The organism is Ligilactobacillus animalis, assembly GCF_009933595.1.
GTDB classification, from domain to species: Bacteria; Bacillota; Bacilli; order Lactobacillales; family Lactobacillaceae; genus Ligilactobacillus; species Ligilactobacillus animalis.
The window spans coordinates 175,548-196,647 of the sequence record NZ_CP047141.1 but is presented as its reverse complement, the minus strand read 5'-3'; the positions used below and the strand labels follow the sequence as shown (position 1 = coordinate 196,647).

Genomic DNA, 21,100 nt, shown 5'->3' with positions numbered 1-21,100 from the left:
ATCGTAGTGGGTCCCTTGTTATTATATTATCCTTTAGCTGCTTTCTTTTGACGCATGATAGCTTGCTTTAACATGAATGGTGCAATGATCGTTGTCAAAATTATCACGATGATCACGCCGGAATAGTATTGGCTCGTCAAAAGTTTGGCGCTATAGCCTACTTGAGCAATGATCAACGCCATTTCCCCCCGTGAGACCATCCCAGCCCCAATGATATCAGCTGAATGCCAGTCCATTCCCAAGGCTTTGGCACCAGCGCCACAACCGATCCATTTGGTCAACAAAGCTAAGATCGTCAATGGAATGATAAATACAAGATCTGATAAGAAACCATCAAAGGTCATATGCAAGCCGATGCTTACGAAAAACATCGGGATAAACACGGCATAGCCGATCGGTTCTACACTTTCTTCGACTTCACGCTTGTAACTAGTTTGAGCTACTGCGACCCCAGCGAAAAATGAACCAACAACGCCACTTAAACCAACTAATTCAGCCAAGTAAGCCATGCCTAAGCAGATCACTAATGACATCAAGATGACCGAAGCGGAGACTGACATCTTTTCACCGATCCGCATCAAAGTTGGGGTCACCCACTTGAAGACCACATAGATCCCTACAAAATACAAGACCTGTAAAGCGATCCCCAAAGCTAGGTTGGACTGAACATGACCCCCGCCACTCTTAGCCACATCACTGAAGATGCTGACCAAAACGCTTAAAATGATAACGGCTAAAATATCATCGATCACGGCAGCCCCTAAGATCGTTGTCCCTTCCTTTGAATCAAGACGCCGTAATTCTTTGAGGACTTCGACCGAGATGCTGACCGAGGTCGCTGCAAAGGTGACCCCTAAAAAGATCGCCTGCTCATTGTTAAAATCAAATAAACGTCCTAAAACATAGACAAATGCCACTGGGACCACGATCCCACAGACTGCGACTGACATCGATGGCTTAAAATACTTCTTGAGTAAGCCCAGATCACTTTCCAGTCCGGCCATAAACATCAACAAGATAACACCGATCTCGGAAAATGTATGCACAAAATCATTTTCAACGACCCAGCCTAAAACCGCTGGCCCTAAGATGATACCAACTAATAATTGCCCAATTACGGCTGGCATACCGATCCGGCGACTAAAATGCCCAGCTAAAGCCGTTGCTAAAAGCACTAGACATAGGATTCCTAAATGTTCCATTATTATTTTCCCTTCTTCTCTTAAATCTACTAGTAGATATGGTCACATCATATTCGATAAAATTAATTATAACTAAAATTTAACCTTCTATCTACTAAAATACTTATACAACAATTAGAAAAAGAGCCAATATGATTATTACATCGGCTCTTTTTTCAGATTATTAAATTTACCTAAACACTATTTGAGTTCAACATCACGGTACAATAACACCGTCCCATATGGTGAAATGTTCAAGCCCTTGACCCGCGAGTTTAAGAGATAGGTCATAGCACCTTGATAAACAGGTGCAGTGTAGGTGTCATCTTTGATCAAATGCTTTTCAGCATCGATCAACAATTCCCACCGCTTAGCTGGTTGACTTGCGTATTCACCAGCAGCTTGATCAAGATCATTCCAGAATTCTTGATTTTGATAATCAGTATTCAAGTGATATTGACCACCATCGCTGATAAAGTTGACTGGATCAGCATAGTCGGGTTGCCATGTTCCATAAACCACATCATAATTATAAGCCGTCGTGGCTGCCAAACGTGATTTAAGTGGAATGGCGCGTAAGTTGACCTTTAAGCCAGGTAAATTTTGCTCCAATTGACTTTGAAGGTAATTCCCAACTTGTTTAGCTTCATTTGTGTCCGAAGTCAAAACTTCTAGCGTCAATTCATCTTGACCCAACTCTTTTTTAGCTTGTTCCCATTCACTTTGAGCGACTTTCTTGTCATATGGCAATAGATCACCGGCTTGTTTGCGGTATTCTTTACCCGTTTCAGAGTTATACGCAAAGTCAGCTGGTACGATCCCATTTAATGGTGTGCCTGCATTCAAGACGTTTTTCACCAATAACTTCTTGTCAAAGCCTTGAGCGATCGCCTTCCGTGCATGCACATTACCGGTGATATCTCGTTTTGTGTTGAAGCCTAAATAACCGATCAACGGGATCTTCTTAGAATGATAACCCGGGTTATTGGCATATTGTTTAGCAAATTCATTGCCTAAGATCGTGTAATCTAATTTATTGGTTTGGAATAATTTCCCTGCAGTTGACGTATCTTTGACCACTTGGATGTCAGCACGTTTTAATTTTACATTCTTTTTATCCCAATAATTATTGTTTTTTACATAGCTCCAAGTATCATTGGTTCCCTTCCAACCACTGACAACAAATGGCCCATTATAGACAGCTTGGTCGGAAGTCGTGCCATATTTGTCACCATATTTAGTAACAACTTTTTCATTTTTAGGGAAGAATGGTGCACCAGTCAAAAGCTCATCTAAATAGCTGATCGGTGCTTCAAGTTCAACTTGTAAAGTGTAGTCATCTAAAGCTTTGACACCTAATTGATCAGGTTGCATTTCACCCTTGCGGATCGCTTGAGCATTTTTGATCGAATCTAAACGTTGCGAGTTTGGTGAAGCTGTCGCAGGCGCGATCAAATTTTGCCAAGCATAAACATAATCTTTTGCTGTTACAGGATCGCCATTTGACCACTTAGCATCCTTACGCAACTTAAAGGTATACACGTCTTGAGCATCATTATGTGAAACACTTTGAGCACCAGCCAAGACAGGCTTTCCCTTGCTATCAAAGCGATATAAGCCTTCAAAAGCATTATCCATCGCTTCTAAACTGATCATATCACTATATTTAGCTGTATTTAAAGTTGCCATTTGATCACTGACAGCAGTTTTCATGGCTTGTGGATCTGAACTACTTTTACTATTATTACTGTTGCTACAACCGGCTAAGATCCCGCCAGCTAATAAGATCCCTACAAATGCCATGAGATTTCGTTTCTTCATCTCGAATTCATCCCCCTCGTCTAAAGTATCTAACAATATAATTTTGCACTATTTAATTGTATTTGGCAATAATTTTTACTTACAAATAGGAAATGTTTTTTCGAGTATCACCACTAGTATTTCTATGAGTAAACGACTATAATTGACACATCAACTCTACAAGGGGGCTTTTAGCATGAAGATCAACCAATTTGCGCATCTAGCTGCCGATGCAGAAACTAAGGCACGTGAACTCAATCAGATCGGCTTTTTAAACTGCGATGCACAACATAACGATGATCTAAATCATATCTGGATCCAATTTATCCTTGCTTGTTTGCCACATTTAAAAACGCCAGCGGCTAAAAAAGCGTACTTGAGCGATCTTTTGGCAACATCAACACTTGATGTCGTTGAATTCAAGCAAAGTCAAACGGTGGACTTAAAAACTTTTTATTTAGTCGCACTGCAATTACTGGATTTTGAAGCTGATGTGGATTTTGACATCAATGATCCACTTGCTTCAATGGATAAACTCGGACTTTACCATGCACAGCAGCTTGATGATCGCACCAATCTGATCAATGCGCTATATGATCTACTCTGCACCCATACTAAACACGGGCAGACTCTACTTGATCGCCTGGCAGCTTTAGGCTATTTCACAAAATTCTATGATCTACCTGCGATCAAAAAGCCACTGTTCTTTAACGGCAAGGCGCAACCGATCTTTGATACGAATAAGCTGATCCGTGAAGTCGTCTATGTTGAAAGCGATCTTGACACTGATCACGATGGCAAATTGGATCTGTTAAAAGTTGAGATCATTCGACCTAAAGATACGGAATACGGCCTCAAAGTCCCCGTATTATACACAGCTAGCCCCTACAATCAGGGGACTAATGATGTTTTAGGCGAAAAAATGTTGCATCCAGCGACAGAGAAATTAACACATAAAACTCCAACTACAACTAGCTATGCTGATATAAAATTCGAGGCCAAAACACCAAACTTACCAGCTAAGCGTGAAGTCGCTGGACGTTCGACCCGGGCCGAAGAGACTTTTTACCGGGAATTGAGCTACACTCTAAACGACTATTTTTTAGCGCGAGGCTTTGGCGTCGTCTATGCTGCGGGGATCGGGACGCGTGATTCGGAAGGCTTTCGTACCTGTGGCTCACAAGCAGAAACTAGCTCGACCACAGCCGTCATCGAATGGTTGACGGGAAACCGCCGGGCCTTTACCAATCGCAGTGAAAATATCGAGATCAAGGCCTGGTGGTGCAATAAAAAAGTTGCCATGACCGGGAAATCCTATCTTGGAACTTTAGCCACTGCGGCTGCCACAACTGGGATCGAAGGCTTAGAGACGATCATTTCAGAAGCAGCGATCTCCAGTTGGTATGATTATTACCGTGATGGCGGACTAGTCGTTTCACCTGATGGCTATGTTGGTGAAGACGCCGATGTTTTAGCCCAAGAATGCTTTAGCCGGCGCAAAGACCTAGCACAATATCAAAAGATCGCGGCTAAATGGCAAACACAATTGGACTCGATCACTGCTGGGCAAGACCGTCAAACCGGAAATTATAATCGTTTTTGGGATGAGCGTAATTATCTAAATAATGTCGCTAACATCAAATGCGATGTTGTCTTAGTACATGGTTTGAATGACTGGAATGTTAAACCGCGTAACGTCTTTAATCTCTATCAAGCGCTCCAAGAGCTGCCAATCAAGACTAAGTTGATCTTACATCAAGGGAAACATATTTATATCAATAATTTTCAGTCCCTTGATTTTACCGATATGACGAATCTTTGGTTGTCACATAAACTCTATGGGATCGATAATCAAGCTACAACTGTTTTACCTGACGTTTTGATCCAAGATAACGTTAAGCCTGACACTTGGAAAACTTATCCTACTTGGCAAGCAACGACTACAAGTAAACTTTGGCTGACACAAGCCGGGCAACTAGCCGACACCCCTGATACAGGGAGTTTGAGCTTTAACGATCAACTGACACCTAAGGCTTTTGCTGACTATCAAGCTGATCTTGATCTTTGGAAAAATGATCTCGTTAGCTCTGAGGCTTCCCCCCTTGAGCAAGCCCGCTTAAAATTCCAAACAGCTCCCCTCGAGCAACCATTGCTCATCAGTGGTGCGCCTAAGCTCAGTGTGAAAGTGGCGTGCTCGGCTGACTACGGTCTCCTCAGCTTCATGCTCGTTGATCTTGGTAAGGCAAAACGCTTGAATAATATTCCTACTGTGCTTGAGCCTAAGGGGATCTTGGCTGGCTATAATTGGCGGGAAAATGATCTCGTTGAATTTACGCTAGGCAAAGATACGCCCTTTAAACTCATCAGTAAAGGACATATCAACTTACAAAATCGCACCGAACTTTGGCGCAATGATGAGCTTTTAGCTGATAAATTCTATCAGCTTGAAGTGACCCTGCAGCCAACACACTATCAGTTACCAGCTGGAAGGCGCTTAGGACTGATCGTCTATGCTACCGACATGTTTGGTACGCTACGAGGAAATGAAGACATCAGCTATACCTTAGACCTAGCTGACTGCAACTTAGAACTTCCTTACTTCAATAACTAAAAATAACTCCGCCCCATTTTTGAGGCGGAGTTATTTTTAATTAGCGTAATTGATCTGTTGCGTCTCCAATAAGTCATAGCTAGTAAAGGTATGACCATCAAGATCGACTTTGTGCATGTCTAAGGCTGTGATCTGACTGTTTTCATATGTCTTGTAATAAAAGATCCCTTTGTCGGTGTTATAGCAATCAGAATAGATCGTATATTCATATTTGCCATTACCAACATCACAGCAACCCTTTTGTTGTTCAACAGAACCTAAGATGTGGAAATATTGACCAACACTGGAATTTTCATCTGGTTGGCAGACCGAATGAGCTTTCGTAAAGACTGCTTTGACAAAGCGAGAACTTGAAGTTAGATCTCCTGGTAAACCTAGAGTCCCCATGCCACGGCTATAAGTATCCAATTCGACCCCAGGATAAAAAGTATTTTCTGGTGTCTTAGGCGATAATGTCCGATAGTTATTCAAAGTAAATAATTGCTTATCAAAAGTTGGATTATTCGTTAACACACCCACTGGATCATCATAAACCTTTAAGCCATCAGCCATCGGTTCGACCACGATCGACTCTTTTTTATCTGAGATGATCCAATGCAAAGGCGATAATGGCAATTCAGGACTAAAGGCTTCATTTACCAAATTGATATTAGCTAACATTTCACGGGCTTCCGCTACAGTCTTGCATTGACCCAAAATATATGGAATAAATTCAAATGGTGTCACATTATCCATTTCTGGTTCAAATTCACGAAAGACTGCATTACCTTCAAAGTTGAGCCCTGCCATTCCTAAGCCATATTCATTGACTGCATCATAATACAATGGGGTGTCAGCAAAAACCGCAGCCACCCCGATCATTGCATAGTGCTCGCTTAAAGCAGGCAATTTTCTTAAATTAAAAACAAAATTCCGTGGAACAATAACTGCTTTCTCACCATAAGAAAGTTCTAGATCCAAATTTCTCCCAAAATAATGTGAATTAGTCTTAAACGATACTGCAGTACACATAATGTCGACCTCTTTCTATAAATTCTCTAAATTTTTCTCGATCCAACAGACAATATTTTGCAGACCTTGATTGTCTTTTAAATCAGTCAATAAAACTTCAGCTTGATCTTGATCAGCTGCCACTTGTGCTTGTAAGGTAGCCAGATCGATCCGATGGTATGTAGCAAGGTCGATCTTATTGAGTAAGATCAAGCCCCGCAAGTTTGGAAGTCGCGGAGACTTAGCGCTTGCATCTAGTAAATAGATCACAGCATCGGTCTTGATCTTAGCCGGCTGTAGCTCAGGTCGCTCAACAAAAATCAAATCTATTTTACCACTCAGATGCAACAGATTCAATTCATCAACTAGATCCATATCCTCTAAAGTAGTTGGTGGTACATAATTTATCTTCTCTACCGTAAAAACACCATTAGTTAAAGTTGCTATGGTATACCTATGCGCAAGGATCTCGGTCACCCGCTTGATCAACAATGTTTTACCAACATCTTTTGGCCCACAAATGCCTAGCGTTAACGTCTTTGTTTTAGTCATTGGCTGCCTCCATGTTAGATTACGGTCCTTAACCGGTATATATCATGCGAAACCGCTCGATGTTAGACATGAGGATATAAATTGAATGTTCGCACCTATGAAACAACAATTTGAACATCTTGCTAGCTCACTAAATATAACCAAGCTTGTCACTCTTATGCCTTACAAGTAATAATTTACGCCATGTAGGCGATAGCAAATATTCTTTGTTTTTACATATTTACAAAAAAACGTGTTTCTCCTTAAAAACAATGGATTTCTTCCTACTAAAAATTCTTACATGTCAAGTAAAAAAGGCTCATGTTTCTCTTCAAAATCATTTTTAACGCTTTCATAAAGGTTAAAAAAACGCCAAATTATGCAAATTTAAAAAAATCCCCGTTTCACATTTAATTATTAAAAAAATAATCTAAAAGTTATAAATAAAGCCTGTCATTTTTGCGTATTTGTTAATTGTGCGCAACTATAACAGTAATTGGTAAAAAGTTCAGAATTATTATATAATTTGTTTGTTTAAAATTTTTATGATAACTTAAAAAAATTTCGTCAGAGGGGGCTTTATCATGCACAACGAACAACTCTTTGATCATAAAGGGCTGCAGATCTACTCGTTGCTACTATTATTGCATTTACATAATAATCATACCCACAAATCCGAGCTCTGCACCGCGCTTAAGATCACCTCGCCGACATTGAGCCAGTTGACTGAGCAGATCAATGCTTTTGACCCACAACTTCTCACCGTTACTCGGCATGAAGTCATTTTGAATTTGCCTTATAATGGTCAAGCTGTCAATGCTTTAAATGCTCAGATCTTAGCCTCTTCGTTGCGCTTTCAGCTCCTAGATCTTTACTTCAAGTATTCACACTTGACCCGTGAAGAAACCGCCCGGATCTTGAATATCAGTCTGACTTCAACTAACAAACTGATCGGCGAATGCAACGCACTTTTAAGTGAATTTAAGCTTGAACTAAAACAAAATATGCTCCGTGGATCAGGCATTCAGTTCTTCTATTTTTACTTCAATTTTTATTGGAATAATCATGCTAAAGGGTCTGCGCTTAAAAATGTCGTTATTTCTGATCATGATTTTAAAGAATATGCTCAGCAAAAATTAGGTTCTCAGCTCAACATTATTCAAAATGACCAGATCAGCTTATGGCTCTCCTTGCTCAGCAGTAAGCATGAACTGATCCAAAGTTATTTTAGCCAAGAAGAAACTAAACCTTTGTTCTTTGAGATCAAAGAAACACCCTTATACGAAGCTTTATTAAAGTACTTCAAACAAAATTGGATCTTCTTAGATAAAGAACTCGTTGAATATTATAGTTATTTGACCTTTATTTTCTTAAATACATACAATATCATCAGTTATCCTGTCACTGAGATAAATTCACTATCTAAACACTCAAAGTGCCAACAACTACTAGAACAAGTAACTACGATCCTAACTAATAGTTATAATTTTAATACTGACTTTAATTCTTTGCGCAGTAGTTTATATTTTACGATCAATAAGTTGTTGTTGCTTGAAGGTTACTACTATTCAAATAACAGTCTTAACTTAGAAGCTAAAAAAGAAGTCTCCCAACCGTTTGAAGAGAAAGTGATCGCTGAGATATTAAATATCCCACTCGCTAAACAATTCAGCCTCGAACCACATAAACTTCAAGCGATCCAGGATAATCTAAAAATGATGATCTATCCGCATAAAAATATGAAACGCAACTGTATCAGTATTGGTGTTGTCTCACAACTCACGATCGCGACCCGCTACGCCTACATCACTAAGATCCAAAATATTTTAAGCAAGGGGCATAACATTTCCGTCAACGATTATCGTGAAGAGGCTGACTATGATCTAGTGATCGCCGATTTCAACTTGCATGATCTCACGAAATTCAAAGCCCCAGTCTTATTTTTAGATGACCTTGAGATCCAAAGTAATATCGATCTCTTAGAAAAAGAAGTTTCCCGGATCGAAAGTGACATGTATCAACCACTCTTATTACAGTAAAACTAGAACAGCCCCTATCCTGGATAATTCCAGGCTAGAGGCTGTTTTGATATTATTTTTTGCGATCAAAAATGGTATAGGCATGTTTGCCATTATATGGATGGCGACTGATCGAATACTCAAAGGGACGGCCATCTTGTAGATAGACAACTTGTTCAACTTGCAAGATCGGGTCGTTAGCCTCAGATTCTAAATACTTAAGATCATTTGCTTCAGTTTTTTCCGCAGAGATCTTACGAAATGCGCCGCCGATCTCTAACTTAACTTCCTTTGTCAGATAAGCATAGATCGAATCAAACAAGATCTCTTTGCTCAAATTTGGAGCCAAACTAATTGGCATAAAAGTGTGTTCTAAAGCATACGGTGTATTGTCAACTAAACGTAACCGCAAGATCTCATAAACCGGTTCGTTTTGTTTTAATTCCAAACGTTCTTTGACCTCTGGGGTTGGAAAAGTTACATCAAAGACGATCGGTTTGCTCTTGACCCGACTTTTGCTAAAACGCCGACTTAAACCACCATAATCATTGACTGGCAAAGCATCTTGTTGAGCCAACGCGTTCTTTTTCACAAATGTTCCCGAACCTCGCCTGGAGTAAATAAAGCCCTCGATCGCTAACATATCCAAAGCTTTTTTGACTGTCATCCGACTAGTTTTGAATTCTTTAGCTAAAGTGTTTTGGTCGGGGAGCATACTCCCTGCTGGATACTTTTCCTCAATGATCTGTGTCTTTATCGTCTCTAAAATGTGTTTATATTTTGGCTCCATGTTCTATTCCCTCGCACCCTAGAATTTGTATTTACTTTAACCATATAATAGCAATACTTATAACTCTATGTAAAGCTATAAGTAGACCTAAAAAAATAACACCCATTAAAAAATGAGTGTTATCTTTGATCAATTTGCAAAATCACTAAATTTTGTTTTTAAAACTACTTTTAGGCCTAAGTAAACAGCTAACAACCCTAGCAACATGTTAAGGACAATATATAACAAACCTACTGCCACCTGCGAAGCATCAAATAAATTGACGATCCCATCAGCAAACGAAGAAAAGGTCGTTAAACCACTACAAAAACCTGTTGAGGCTAGTTTTCCAAATTCAGCTGAAAGCGTCTTTTTAAATAATCCAGCTGAGATCAACCCGATCAAAAAACAACCGCTAACGTTAACGACCAAAATAGCGAAAGCCTCTGAAACACTAGGTCCGATCAAGGTCTCACAAACATAACGCAAGGCTCCACCAAAGAAGCAACCACAGCCAACAAGCAATAATTCTGTTGATTTTTTCATTTTTCCACCTGATCCTTATCTAAAATAGCTTTCCAAGGGCTAGGCCTAAATAGACACAAGCTAAGCACAACACGACACTACCGCACCAATAAAGCACAGCGTGGCCTGTTTTACCTTGTTTGAAGTACTTGAGATTTTCTAATGAAAAGGTCGAAAAAGTCGTTAAACCACCACAAAAGCCACCTGCATGCAATGTATTAGCCATTTGTGAAAGTTCACCCTTTGCCACTAAAGCAGCAAAGATCCCGATCAAAAGCGAGCCTAGTAAGTTGGCAGCCAAGGTACCATAAGGAAGATAAGCTTTAGCATGATTGAACCAATCAGAGAATAAACTCCGCAGACAACCACCAAAAAAAGCTCCTAGTCCAGCAGCACCAAATCCTAACCAAAAAGTTCCTGTCACAATCATTCACTCTTTTCCAATTAATTATCCGCCCGATCATTTTTCCGAAGCTTCAATGGCGCACAGCCCTTGAATTCTTCACGATAAAATTCGATGAATTGATTTTGGATCTGACGATTGGTATAACCATCATATCCCAAGATCCGTAAAACCGCTCCATTTTCTTCCAGTAACGAGATCCCAAATGAAACATCAGATCCAGGAAGCTCGATCACTTCACGAGCTTTCTTCACAAAATCTTGGTCGATATTTTTGTCGATCAAAATAACCCAATTCGGTTAATTCATAGACTTGTGGCGTACACAACAAGTAATCATTATACACTAATTTGCCCGTAACTTTAATCCGTATCCGCATACCAACATCTCGATACTAAAATGATTTCTCATCTGGTGACCAGCCACTAGTCAAACCATCAGTCGGGGTCAACGAAACATTCTCAGCTAGATCAAGCTCCATAAACTGGCGATAGTAGGCATTCTTATACGGAATGACTTCATCCATATTTCCAAAAATGCCCCTGACCGAGTTTGATCTGGGGCTCTTGACACGTTTGGCGTAAATTATCACACTTATACACATAATTTGGTATCTGCTTTATCAAAATGGCATGAGCATCATCTTCAAGTGTGAGCTTTACCTAGTATTACTCACCTTCTGTAAAACCACCAATTGTTGCCCACATTCGTTTGCTTCATAAAAGTAGAAGTTACCAGTTTAAAGCTTTAAAAGTCGATGCTGCTTTGTTGAATGAAACTAAGCAAGTCGCTAAGCTCTTTTGTCTTTCAAGATAGTGATGTGCAACTCTTCAATATGAGCATGCACGAAGAATTAGCTTTTGGTCCCCAGCAATTAGAGTTGATAGACGAGTCGCTTTGTTTTCAGAACAACATCAGATCCAAAAGATAATGACTAAAGTCGAGATCTTAAATGACCCAACAGAACTAGCTCATTTAAGTGTTTTATGATCACAAAAGAGGCCCTACCACGATGCAGATCCGCATCATGGCAGGGCCTCTTGTTATTTATACGGAACTAGCCGTATGTCTCACATTATTTAGTTTCAGCTTCCTTAGCTAAAAGCAAGCAACCTGTGATCCCAGCATCATCACCTAGATCAACGTGTACGATATAATCATCTAGATCCGGTGTTTGAACGTAGTCATTCAACTGTTCAGCAAATGATTTTCTGATCATTGGGAAGAGTTGTTCTTGTTTAGAAACACCACCACCGAAAATGATCTTTTCAGGGGAAAGTGTCAATGTTAGATCTACACAGGCTTGGGCCAAGTAATAAGCCACGATCTCCCAAGCTTTGTCATCTTTAGGGATCTCATAAGCTTTGACGCCACCTTGACGTGCTTCGATCGCTGGACCAGCAGCCAAGCCTTCTAAGCAATCATGGTGGAATGGACAATGACCTTCATAGTGATCTTCTGGGTGACGGCGCATTACGATATGCCCGATCTCAGGATGACCATAGCCTTCGATAACTTTGCCGTTGATCACAACACCACCACCAACGCCAGTTCCGACTGTCAAATAGACACAGCTATCCTTACCTTTAGCTGCCCCGCGTTTTAATTCGCCATAAGCAGCCCCATTAACGTCTGTCGTCCAAGCATAGTCAACGTCAAAACGCTTCTTCATTTCACCTAAGAAATCGTAATCTTTCCAACCTGGCTTAGGTGTGTTGGTGATATAACCATAAGTTTCTGATTTACGGTTAACATCGATCGGACCAAAAGAAGCGATCCCGATCGAAACAACATCATGTTTTTCAAAGAATTTAAAGACATCTGTCATCGTTTCTTCAGGAACAGTCGTTGGGATCGAAACACGTTCTAAAATATTTAAATCTTCATCAGCTACAGCACAAACAAACTTTGTCCCACCAGCTTCAATAGCTCCATATAATTTACTCACTATACTTTCCCTCCAAAATAGTAATCGTTTTCTTATAACTATCTTATCGCAAAGTAAGCGTTATGAAAAGAGAAAAACGCAAAATATGTTAAACGTTTAACAGAAAATTAGCCAGACTGGCTTTTTTTATCTAAATCTGCTAAACTCAGTAACGTTGAAATCGAAATAAGGGACGCAAAATCGCCGGGTTTTGCCAAAAAATAACATATCGGAACTTTCTAACAGGCGATCAATTTTGATAGAGGAAAGTTCAGTTTATGGAGGGATTTTTTTGCAAGATTCTACACCACAGATCCGGCGTGAAGTCGGGCAATATATCATTCGCAATATTTTTGCTTCATCCGGACTGTCACTTTACGTTCTAGTCGATACGGTCTTCATTGCAGCCGCGGGGGGGATGCTCGGCTTAGCAGCTTTGAACATCTCGCTACCCATGTTTAATTTCTTTAACGCACTTGGTCTGTTATTTGGGATCGGTGGTTCAACGATCTACTCGATCCACAAGCTCAAACAACCTGAAAAAGTCGCGACCCTTTTTGGGCAGTTACTCATCTTTTGTTTTGGGCTAGGGAGTTTATTGGCGCTTTTGCTAAATCTCTTCCCGCAGCAGATTTTGACGCTGTTAGGGGCCGATTCGCAGACCATGGGGATCGCACTGGGCTATTTTAGGATAATTTCGCTCGGAGCCCCATTTTTCATGATCAATTACGTCTGTGTCAACTTCATTAGAAATGATGGCAACCCGCAATTGACCATGATCGCAACTTTGACTGCTACATTAGTGGTCGTTTTTTTAGATTGGCTCTTGATCTTTGTTTTCCAGCTACACATGATTGGGGCTGCGATCGCAACGATCTTTTCACCCCTGACTAGCTTAACGATCTTAACATGGCACCGGAAGTATCCCGCACGTAAATTGCAATTAAAATTTGCTCTACCTGAGTTCAAAAATCTCAAACAGGCTGCTAGCCTAGGGATACCGTCCTTTTTAACGGAAATGAGTACAGGGGTCAGTATCTTTGCCTTTAACTGGGTCTTACTCAAACTGAGTGGCAATGCAGCCGTAGCAGCTTACGGTGTCATCGCTAACATTGCGATCGTCGTCTTAGCTCTCTCAAATGGGATCGCACTAGGTGTTCAACCGATCGCTAGTCGTGAATATGGCAAACGCGACCTTAAAAACGTCAAAACTGCGATCAGACTTGGCTTACAGATTGCTCTTGGCCTTTCGTGTATACTGTATTTTATCTTAGTTTTCTTCAAAACACCGATCGTCAGTGTCTTTAACCACGATCACTCCGCACAACTAGCGCAGATCGCAATACATGCTTTGCCACTGTACTTTATCAGTGTCTTCTTTGCTAGCCAAAATCTCGTGATCATGTTATCACTGGTCGCAATCGAAAAAGCTAAATCAGCCTTTACCCTCTCATTACTGCGGGGCTATTTTATTTTGATCAGTGCTGTTTTTATCTTTGCAGCACTCTTTGGCCTAAATGGTGTTTGGCTCAGCGTACCCTTTACTGAAGCGTGCGTCTGTGCTCTAGGCCTGTACTTTTTAACTAATGCTTTAAAAAATATTGATCAGAGGTGACCTCTTTGAAAATCAAACGTTTAGATCATATCGTTTTAACGGTCAGCGATCTGGCCCGGGCAACTCGCTTTTACCACGAAGTTTTTGATATGCCCATCTTAGAAGAAACAGAAACCGTAGCAACTTTGCGCTGTGGACATCAACTGCTGAAACTCCAGACCACTACACGTAAAGATGCTTTGATCGCCAAAACGCCCACAGTCGGCAGTGCTGACTTATGCTTAGTCACAGGCGATGACCTCGACGATGATATCAACCATCTCAAAAGTTATTTTGTCGATATCATTGCCGGACCCCTCACTAAAACTGGGGCTAACGGAAAGATGACTTCGATCTACATCAACGATCCCGATGGTAATTTGATCGAGATCTCAGAATACTAAAAAAATCGGCGCTGATCATTTCAGATCAGACGCCGATTTTTATTTTGATTATTTATCTTCTTTTTTGCGCTTAGTTGTAACAAATCCCAATAGACCCGCTAAAGTAGCTAACATAGCTCCCACAAAGGTCGTTTTTTCAGTCGCAGCATCGCCAGTTTGTGGCAATTCTGTGACAGTTTGACCTTCCTTAATTGGCGCAGTCTTTTCTTTGTCCACTGAAGAAGTTTGTGTTGTTGTTACTGGCGAATGTCAATAAAAAGTGCAACAATTTAAACAAATCTTGAACATTGTTTTTGAATATATATTTATCTACCCTACCATTTTTCGGCATCTTTAAGTCTCCCCAATTCTCTTTTGAACGCTTCTCGACAAGTTTTAAATCCATGCAATTTCTTAGGACGGTCATTTAGTTCATTTACGTAAGTTTTAAGTTCTGCTTGAGATAATTTTGAAAAAGACGTTTTCTTTGGAATATACTCTCTCAGAAGCCCATTTAAATTTTCATTTGATCCTCGCTCATGTGGCGCATATGGATGCGCAAAATACACATGTACACCGTAATTCTCAATCTGCCTTACCAATGTACTATTCGCAAATTCTGTACCGTGATCGCATGTTATAGATTTAGCGTATTCCCCGTATAATGACATGAACGTGTCGATTGCTGGGATAAGAGCTATGCCAGATCTTGATTTAATTTTTACCGCAAATAAAAGACGTGTTTTCCGTTCGCTAAACGTAGCTATAACATCTTTACTGCCACGTTTTGGAAGAATTGTATCTAACTCCCAATGCCCAAATTCTGAACGATCATTGGCTTCTTTAGGGCGTAATTCAATAGATCTGTTCTTTATCAATTCACGATTCAATTCGTTCTCTGATGCACGCACCCTTTTTCCTTTTCTTCTACGTTTTCTGCGCAAATCAGAACGTTTTAGCTTAAGTTTTCCTAGATATATCCAGTTATAAATTGTGTTCGTGGATACAGTCACGTCTTTTGTACCGCAAGCAATTTGCTCAGGAGAATACTTCTTCAGTAGATATTTGTTTATCTTTCGGCTATTGTAGCTACTGTATAAACTCCTTCTACCCACATTTTGCTTTCTTCTCCTAGACTTCAGTTCTGCGCTTCTAGCATTATATCGCAGGATCTTCATTCTTTTTTTAGGCATAAACTCCTTATAATCATCAAAGTCCTGCGTTCTTCGTATCTCCCTAGATATAGTGCTCCTGTGTCTCCCTAATACCCTAGCTATATCAGCCATCCGCTTTCCTTGATTCCATAACAACTCGATCTTAGCTCTCTCTTCTAAAGTTAAATGTGTATAGACCATACCATACTCCTTAAAACTAATAAACATACATATTATGAATAAACTACTAATCTCCAAAATTTTATTATATCAAAGTTACTTACAGTTTTAGTAATTTAAAATATTAATATAATAAGGTATATTTACAATATGTTGCAATTAATTTTGCTATCCAGGATTTTAAAAAAATACACTTTACTGAAAATGTCCTATTCTCGATCCTTATACAAAAAAGCCCTACGAAACAGTAAGCTGCTTCATAGAACTTTTTTCTTTTATTTGATCAATCTTCCATCTTTATCGAAATTATATTCTGTTCCATTGATCTCTTTTTTCTGATTTTTGATCATTCTACCATATTGATCGAAGTAGTATGTTGCCCCATCTCGTGCAGTCATAAATCCATTTCTAAATGAAACCCCATTATCCATAAAGAAATATACTCCGCTGTATTCTGGATCATCCAAAATCACAAAACCATTATTAGACTCACCATTCTCACGGACCATGTGACCATCATTATCGAAATAGTACCAGTTACCATCTTTTTCTAAAAATTGGTTCCGATATAACTTACCCTCTTTAAAGTAACTAATACTTCCATCTTCATTTTTGACAAATACACTGTCTAGTGAAGAATTTTTAAGTTGTGTTGGAAATCCATTACGGTCAACATTGAAATATACTCCACTATTTTCATCCTTCAACACATAGCCGGCACCTCTACTCAAGATATTAGTACCATTCATGTATTTAGCTGACCATTCTTTGATTTGAACGTCGCCATTGATCGGAACACCAGTTGAGATCTGAGCTTTTTGGAATAGTTGTGGATACTTTTGCTTCAACTCTTCTAAGAATGCTCCACCAAACTTACTTTGGTATTCTCCACCTCCACGAGTATTAGCAACATACAATGTATCATTGATTTGAGACCCATCAATGTAATTTCCATGATCATCTACTCGAGTAGCCGCAACGACTTCTTTGCCTGGCAAAGCATAGACTTGATCTGGGACCCAGTCAGCAATTGCTTGTATCCCAACTTCATGTAAACTGCGCAATGCTTGGCGTAGATCACTATCTGTTCCATATTTGGTTGGTTCACCAAAACCTAGATCGTAACGATCTGTGAAGGCATAGCCATTACTAATAATCGAATCGATAAAAGTACCATCCGTACTTGAGCGATATTGCGGTGCAAATTCGAAGCTTGTGATCCCCCATTGCTTGAAGAGATCGACATTCTTAGCGATCACCACATTGGCTGCTTGCTCTGGACTTGCTGGTGGAGCTTGGAAGTTAGAAAAGCCTTCATAGATAACGTTCGAATCTGTTGCAGCATTTGATCTAAACATCTCATCACTGCCATGCTTTTCGGTTGATGCTGTTGTTCGCGCATCTTGATCACTTTCAGCACCTACTGGGACCCAAACCGCAAGATAACCTGTTACAAATGGATTAGTTACTCCTCTAACACTTGTGTTAGCCAACACATTTCCATTAACTACAACATCTTTATTGCTAAAAATCAAATCACCGTTATTATCTGTATACATAATTGGTGCATCAGTATCTGATGTATAGTTTTCAATACCATCATTTGTTGAAAGTACAACTGGACGATATGCTTGGTTGCGATGTGCTGCTCCCATGTGCAATACTACTTGTTCATTATCGGAAAGTTTTAAATCAGTATTGTTAGAAATAATGACCCCGATACCTTCTGTTCTAGTTTCATCAGTACCTGCATCACTTACTTTCATTGCACCCTTACCAAAACGAACACTCGTCAAAATATCATGTTGATCAACAGCCATAGTTTGACCACCGGCTACATATTTGACCCTAGAACGTAGTAAATTATCAATAACATCGTAGTAGATCGACTTTTGGGACATATATTGTCCACCATCAGTAAAGACATCACCATAGTAAACACGTGGAATGCTATCTTTATTTGTCAGTAACAACGCATATGAGCTTGGAATATTGTAGCGATTGTATTTTTTCACAGTTTTTGCTTGATCGGCATTATATAATTCCAGACCTTTTGCTAATTGATCCCAATTAGAATGATTTGCTTCTGCACCAGTAGCATCAGTCGTTGCTTGTTGCACCATATCTTGAACAGCATAATCATGCGCTCTAACAAAAGCAAAACTAGGGATCGCGACATTCTCACTATCATCATGACTACGATCGACCATATACCATTCAAGGAAACGACCCATACGATCATTTCCGCCTTGTTGCTTACTTAGAGAAGCTGTTATCTGAGTTACAGTATGGTTATCAATAGAGATTTGTGGCGTTCCGATCTTTTTGGTGTACTCAGCATCGTTGATATTCCAATCTTCTAAAATTGAAAGATGCTTATTGGCATTGGCATCATTTTCGGAAGTCCCATATGCTGCACGCATATAATCCCCCGCAATGGATAATAGATCAGCATCAACATTATCCACCGCATCGATCCTAATTCCGTCAAAGTTTGCTTGCGAATCATTAGCAGTAATATTACCAAAGTTCAATAAGTAGTGTAACCAATTCAATTGTTCTGCTTGAACGACTGGATTAGAGTTATCTATATCATTTGCTAATAAGAACTCTGCCCCTTGATCCCCTTTTCCATCAACATTTATTGGCTGACGACCCATCAATCTCCAATCAGATGCAGTATCTGGTACGAGATCATTATTAACATATTTCAAGAATCCGCCTTGGAATTGGAAGCCAAAGTAGGCAGGATCTTCGCTCTCACGATTCCACATAGGTTGTGTAGCAATAAAGCTGCTCAACGTTTCTCTGAGCCAATCTGTTTTCCCATTCTCAGATGAGATCTTCTTTTCAATATTCTTTTGAACTTCTTCAGCAGCTCTTTGTAACTCCTTGCTATCGTCACTAGTTGAGAAGTTATTTTGTTGTAATAGCCCTTTATCTGCCATAAAATTGAGATAATTTACTTTTACTTCTTTATTAGGCCACCATACCATTAATAGCGGACGTTTATCATTCGTAGTTGAAAGGCGCCAATGTTCACCATTATCTAAAATTTCTTTTGGTCGGTACCATGAATCAGCAGTTAGATAACCATCAATGTTTTCAATATTTTCCCCATCATGTGAATAAAGCACATTGCCATTACGATAATCATCACTCACCGCGAGATCAGTCAGCATATAAGAGTTAAGTTGTTTCTCGCTCCCAATACCTGTTTGACTATCAAAATAATACCACTTGCCATTATCATTAAATAAAAAGTTCTTTTTATAGCTAGCAGTTTTAGGATCTACATATACAATGTTTGAATCGATCTTTTGTAAACCTGTCTTCAACTGTGCAGTATCCTTATCGAAAAATAACTTTTCACCATTTACTTCTTGTTCACCTGTCAAAACATCACCAGTGTTTCCAAATAAGAACCAGTGATCAGATATATTATTTAAACCTTTAGCTTTTAAAGCCCCATTAAATGTATCAAAGTAATATTTCTTATTGCCTACTGTTTGTTCACCATACTGCATCCAACCATCGTGATCATACGATACTAATTTATTTTCTTTAGGTAAATATTGCAGACCACGTTGCATTTCACCTTGATCATTGAAGAGATACCAGTGACCATTGATCTTCTTTTCACCAGTTGCCATTGCTCCATCATATGTGTCAAAGTAATGTGTCGCATTATTTACCCATTGCCAACCGTATTGCATCCAGCCATCTTCATTGTAATATGCATGCTTCTCAGATCCGTATGGGCGTAGATCTTGGATACCGCGTTGCATATTTCCATCTTTATCGAAAAGATACCAATGACCGTTGATCTTCTTTTCACCAGTTGCCATTGCTCCATCATATGTGTCAAAGTAATGTGTCGCATTATTTACCCATTGCCAACCGTATTGCATCCAGCCATCTTCATTGTAATATGCATGCTTCTCAGATCCGTATGGGCGTAGATCTTGGATGCCACGTTGCATATTTCCATCTTTATCGAAAAGATACCAATGATCATTGATCTTCTTTTCACCGACAGCCATCGCTCCATCATATGTATCAAAGTAATGCGCTTCATTGTTTACTCGTTGCCAACCATATTGCATCCAGCCGTCTTCATTGTAATATGCATGCTTTTCAGATCCGTATGGGCGTAGATCTTGGATGCCACGTTGCATATTTCCATCTTTATCGAAAAGATACCAATGATCATTGATCTTCTTTTCACCGACAGCCATTGCTCCATCATATGTATCAAAGTAATGCGCTTCATTGTTTACTCGTTGCCAACCGTATTGCATCCAACCGTCTTCATTGTAATATGTATGCTTTTCAGATCCATATGGGCGTAGATCTTGGATGCCGCGTTGCATATTTCCATCTTTATCGAAAAGATACCAATGATCATTGATCTTCTTTTCACCAACAGCCATTGCTCCATCATATGTGTCAAAGTAATGTGCTTCATTGTTTACTCGTTGCCAACCGTATTGCATTTGCCCAGCTTCATTGTAATATGCATGCTTTTCAGATCCATATGGGCGTAGATCTTGAAGCCCCTGTTGCATTTCACCTCGATCATTGAATAAGTACCAATGATCATCTATTTTTTGTTCTCCAGTAACTTTATCGGTTACATTATCAATAACAGCTCGTTCCGCCGAGGTATCGTTTTGTGCTACCGTTTCATTTGTTATATTTTCATCATTATTGACATCTTTTGTTTCATCTGTTTTTTCAACTTCTTTATTATCGTTATCATCATTATTTTTTAACGTTTCATCTTCATTAGAAATTGAATTATTATCAAAATTTAAGCTTTTTTCTGATTGAACCACGTTAGCATTTTCATTGTTTACACTAACTTCATCAGCCATAGATAGCGATGTTCCCATTGCGATCCCAGTAACTACCCCTACAGTGATCAGCGGAGCTACTACCCAGTTTTTTCCTGCTTTATACATTTTGTAGTGCTTCTTCACTTCAAAATTATCCATTATTTCTCTCCGTTCTATCGATTTATTGCTACTAATAA

At 39.5% G+C, this 21,100-nt stretch carries 17 protein-coding genes; 4 read left to right on the top strand and 13 right to left on the bottom strand.

Annotated features, from left to right (window positions below):
* Positions 1–26 precede the first annotated feature (26 nt).
* Together GSR62_RS00850 and GSR62_RS00845 are read right to left on the bottom strand one after the other, a co-directional pair.
* Positions 27–1,202, bottom strand: coding sequence for a cation:proton antiporter (locus GSR62_RS00850; RefSeq protein WP_035446827.1), 1,176 nt, complete (start codon positions 1,200–1,202; stop codon positions 27–29).
* Between the two features lie 180 nt (positions 1,203–1,382).
* The gene (locus GSR62_RS00845; RefSeq protein WP_010690297.1) at positions 1,383–3,002 is read right to left on the bottom strand and encodes a peptide ABC transporter substrate-binding protein; all 1,620 of its coding nucleotides are present in this window, start codon (positions 3,000–3,002) and stop codon (positions 1,383–1,385) included.
* A gap of 175 nt (positions 3,003–3,177) precedes the next feature.
* Here GSR62_RS00845 and GSR62_RS00840 point away from each other — a divergent pair, with 175 nt between their 5' ends.
* A complete protein-coding gene (locus GSR62_RS00840) occupies positions 3,178–5,592 on the top strand; it encodes a Xaa-Pro dipeptidyl-peptidase (RefSeq protein ID WP_066023904.1) in 2,415 nt (804 codons plus the stop codon).
* A gap of 36 nt (positions 5,593–5,628) precedes the next feature.
* Here GSR62_RS00840 and bsh read toward each other — a convergent pair whose 3' ends face one another.
* Positions 5,629–6,603, bottom strand: a complete 975-nt coding sequence (gene bsh, locus GSR62_RS00835) for a choloylglycine hydrolase (RefSeq protein WP_010690294.1) — start codon at positions 6,601–6,603, stop codon at positions 5,629–5,631.
* Between the two features lie 15 nt (positions 6,604–6,618).
* Positions 6,619–7,134 (bottom strand): P-loop NTPase family protein, encoded by a 516-nt coding sequence (locus GSR62_RS00830; RefSeq protein WP_010690292.1) that lies wholly within the window; start codon positions 7,132–7,134, stop codon positions 6,619–6,621.
* Between the two features lie 563 nt (positions 7,135–7,697).
* Between GSR62_RS00830 and GSR62_RS00825 the strand changes: the two genes are divergently transcribed.
* Positions 7,698–9,152, top strand: coding sequence for a helix-turn-helix domain-containing protein (locus tag GSR62_RS00825; RefSeq protein WP_010690291.1), 1,455 nt, complete (start codon positions 7,698–7,700; stop codon positions 9,150–9,152).
* Between the two features lie 52 nt (positions 9,153–9,204).
* Here the strand turns inward: GSR62_RS00825 and GSR62_RS00820 are convergent, their stop codons facing one another.
* The 6 genes from GSR62_RS00820 to GSR62_RS00795 all read right to left on the bottom strand — a co-directional run bounded on the left by GSR62_RS00820 (position 9,205) and on the right by GSR62_RS00795 (position 12,775).
* Complete coding sequence (locus GSR62_RS00820; RefSeq protein ID WP_035446823.1) at positions 9,205–9,921, bottom strand: GntR family transcriptional regulator; 717 nt, start codon at positions 9,919–9,921, stop codon at positions 9,205–9,207.
* Between the two features lie 129 nt (positions 9,922–10,050).
* The gene (locus tag GSR62_RS00815) at positions 10,051–10,446 is read right to left on the bottom strand and encodes a fluoride efflux transporter FluC (protein WP_010690288.1); all 396 of its coding nucleotides are present in this window, start codon (positions 10,444–10,446) and stop codon (positions 10,051–10,053) included.
* Between the two features lie 19 nt (positions 10,447–10,465).
* The gene (crcB, locus tag GSR62_RS00810) at positions 10,466–10,855 is read right to left on the bottom strand and encodes a fluoride efflux transporter CrcB (RefSeq protein WP_225362229.1); all 390 of its coding nucleotides are present in this window, start codon (positions 10,853–10,855) and stop codon (positions 10,466–10,468) included.
* A 14-nt stretch (positions 10,856–10,869) separates the two neighbouring features.
* Positions 10,870–11,112 carry an urease accessory protein gene (locus GSR62_RS00805; RefSeq protein ID WP_010690283.1) on the bottom strand — a complete coding sequence of 81 codons (243 nt, stop codon included), beginning with the start codon at positions 11,110–11,112 and terminating at the stop codon, positions 10,870–10,872.
* Between the two features lie 109 nt (positions 11,113–11,221).
* Positions 11,222–11,353: an urease accessory UreD/UreH family protein gene (locus tag GSR62_RS00800; RefSeq protein WP_010690281.1), complete on the bottom strand. Its 132-nt coding sequence runs from the start codon at positions 11,351–11,353 to the stop codon at positions 11,222–11,224.
* A gap of 549 nt (positions 11,354–11,902) precedes the next feature.
* On the bottom strand, positions 11,903–12,775 hold the full coding sequence (locus GSR62_RS00795; protein ID WP_010690279.1) for an ROK family protein: 873 nt from the start codon (positions 12,773–12,775) through the stop codon (positions 11,903–11,905).
* A 271-nt stretch (positions 12,776–13,046) separates the two neighbouring features.
* Here GSR62_RS00795 and GSR62_RS00790 point away from each other — a divergent pair, with 271 nt between their 5' ends.
* Both GSR62_RS00790 and GSR62_RS00785 read left to right on the top strand, forming a co-directional pair.
* On the top strand, positions 13,047–14,369 hold the full coding sequence (locus GSR62_RS00790) for an MATE family efflux transporter (RefSeq protein ID WP_010690278.1): 1,323 nt from the start codon (positions 13,047–13,049) through the stop codon (positions 14,367–14,369).
* A gap of 5 nt (positions 14,370–14,374) precedes the next feature.
* Positions 14,375–14,752: a VOC family protein gene (locus GSR62_RS00785; protein WP_010690277.1), complete on the top strand. Its 378-nt coding sequence runs from the start codon at positions 14,375–14,377 to the stop codon at positions 14,750–14,752.
* Positions 14,753–14,800: 48 nt separating this feature from the next.
* On the opposite strand, the gene GSR62_RS00780 is transcribed toward GSR62_RS00785, so the two are convergent.
* The 3 genes from GSR62_RS00780 to GSR62_RS00770 all read right to left on the bottom strand — a co-directional run bounded on the left by GSR62_RS00780 (position 14,801) and on the right by GSR62_RS00770 (position 21,062).
* Positions 14,801–14,968 (bottom strand): LPXTG cell wall anchor domain-containing protein, encoded by a 168-nt coding sequence (locus GSR62_RS00780; RefSeq protein WP_083213892.1) that lies wholly within the window; start codon positions 14,966–14,968, stop codon positions 14,801–14,803.
* Positions 14,969–15,066: 98 nt separating this feature from the next.
* Entirely contained in the window at positions 15,067–16,086 is a 1,020-nt protein-coding gene (locus GSR62_RS00775; RefSeq protein ID WP_010689043.1) for an IS30 family transposase, read from the bottom strand.
* A gap of 254 nt (positions 16,087–16,340) precedes the next feature.
* A complete protein-coding gene (locus tag GSR62_RS00770) occupies positions 16,341–21,062 on the bottom strand; it encodes a glycoside hydrolase family 70 protein (protein ID WP_010690266.1) in 4,722 nt (1,573 codons plus the stop codon).
* Positions 21,063–21,100 lie beyond the last annotated feature (38 nt).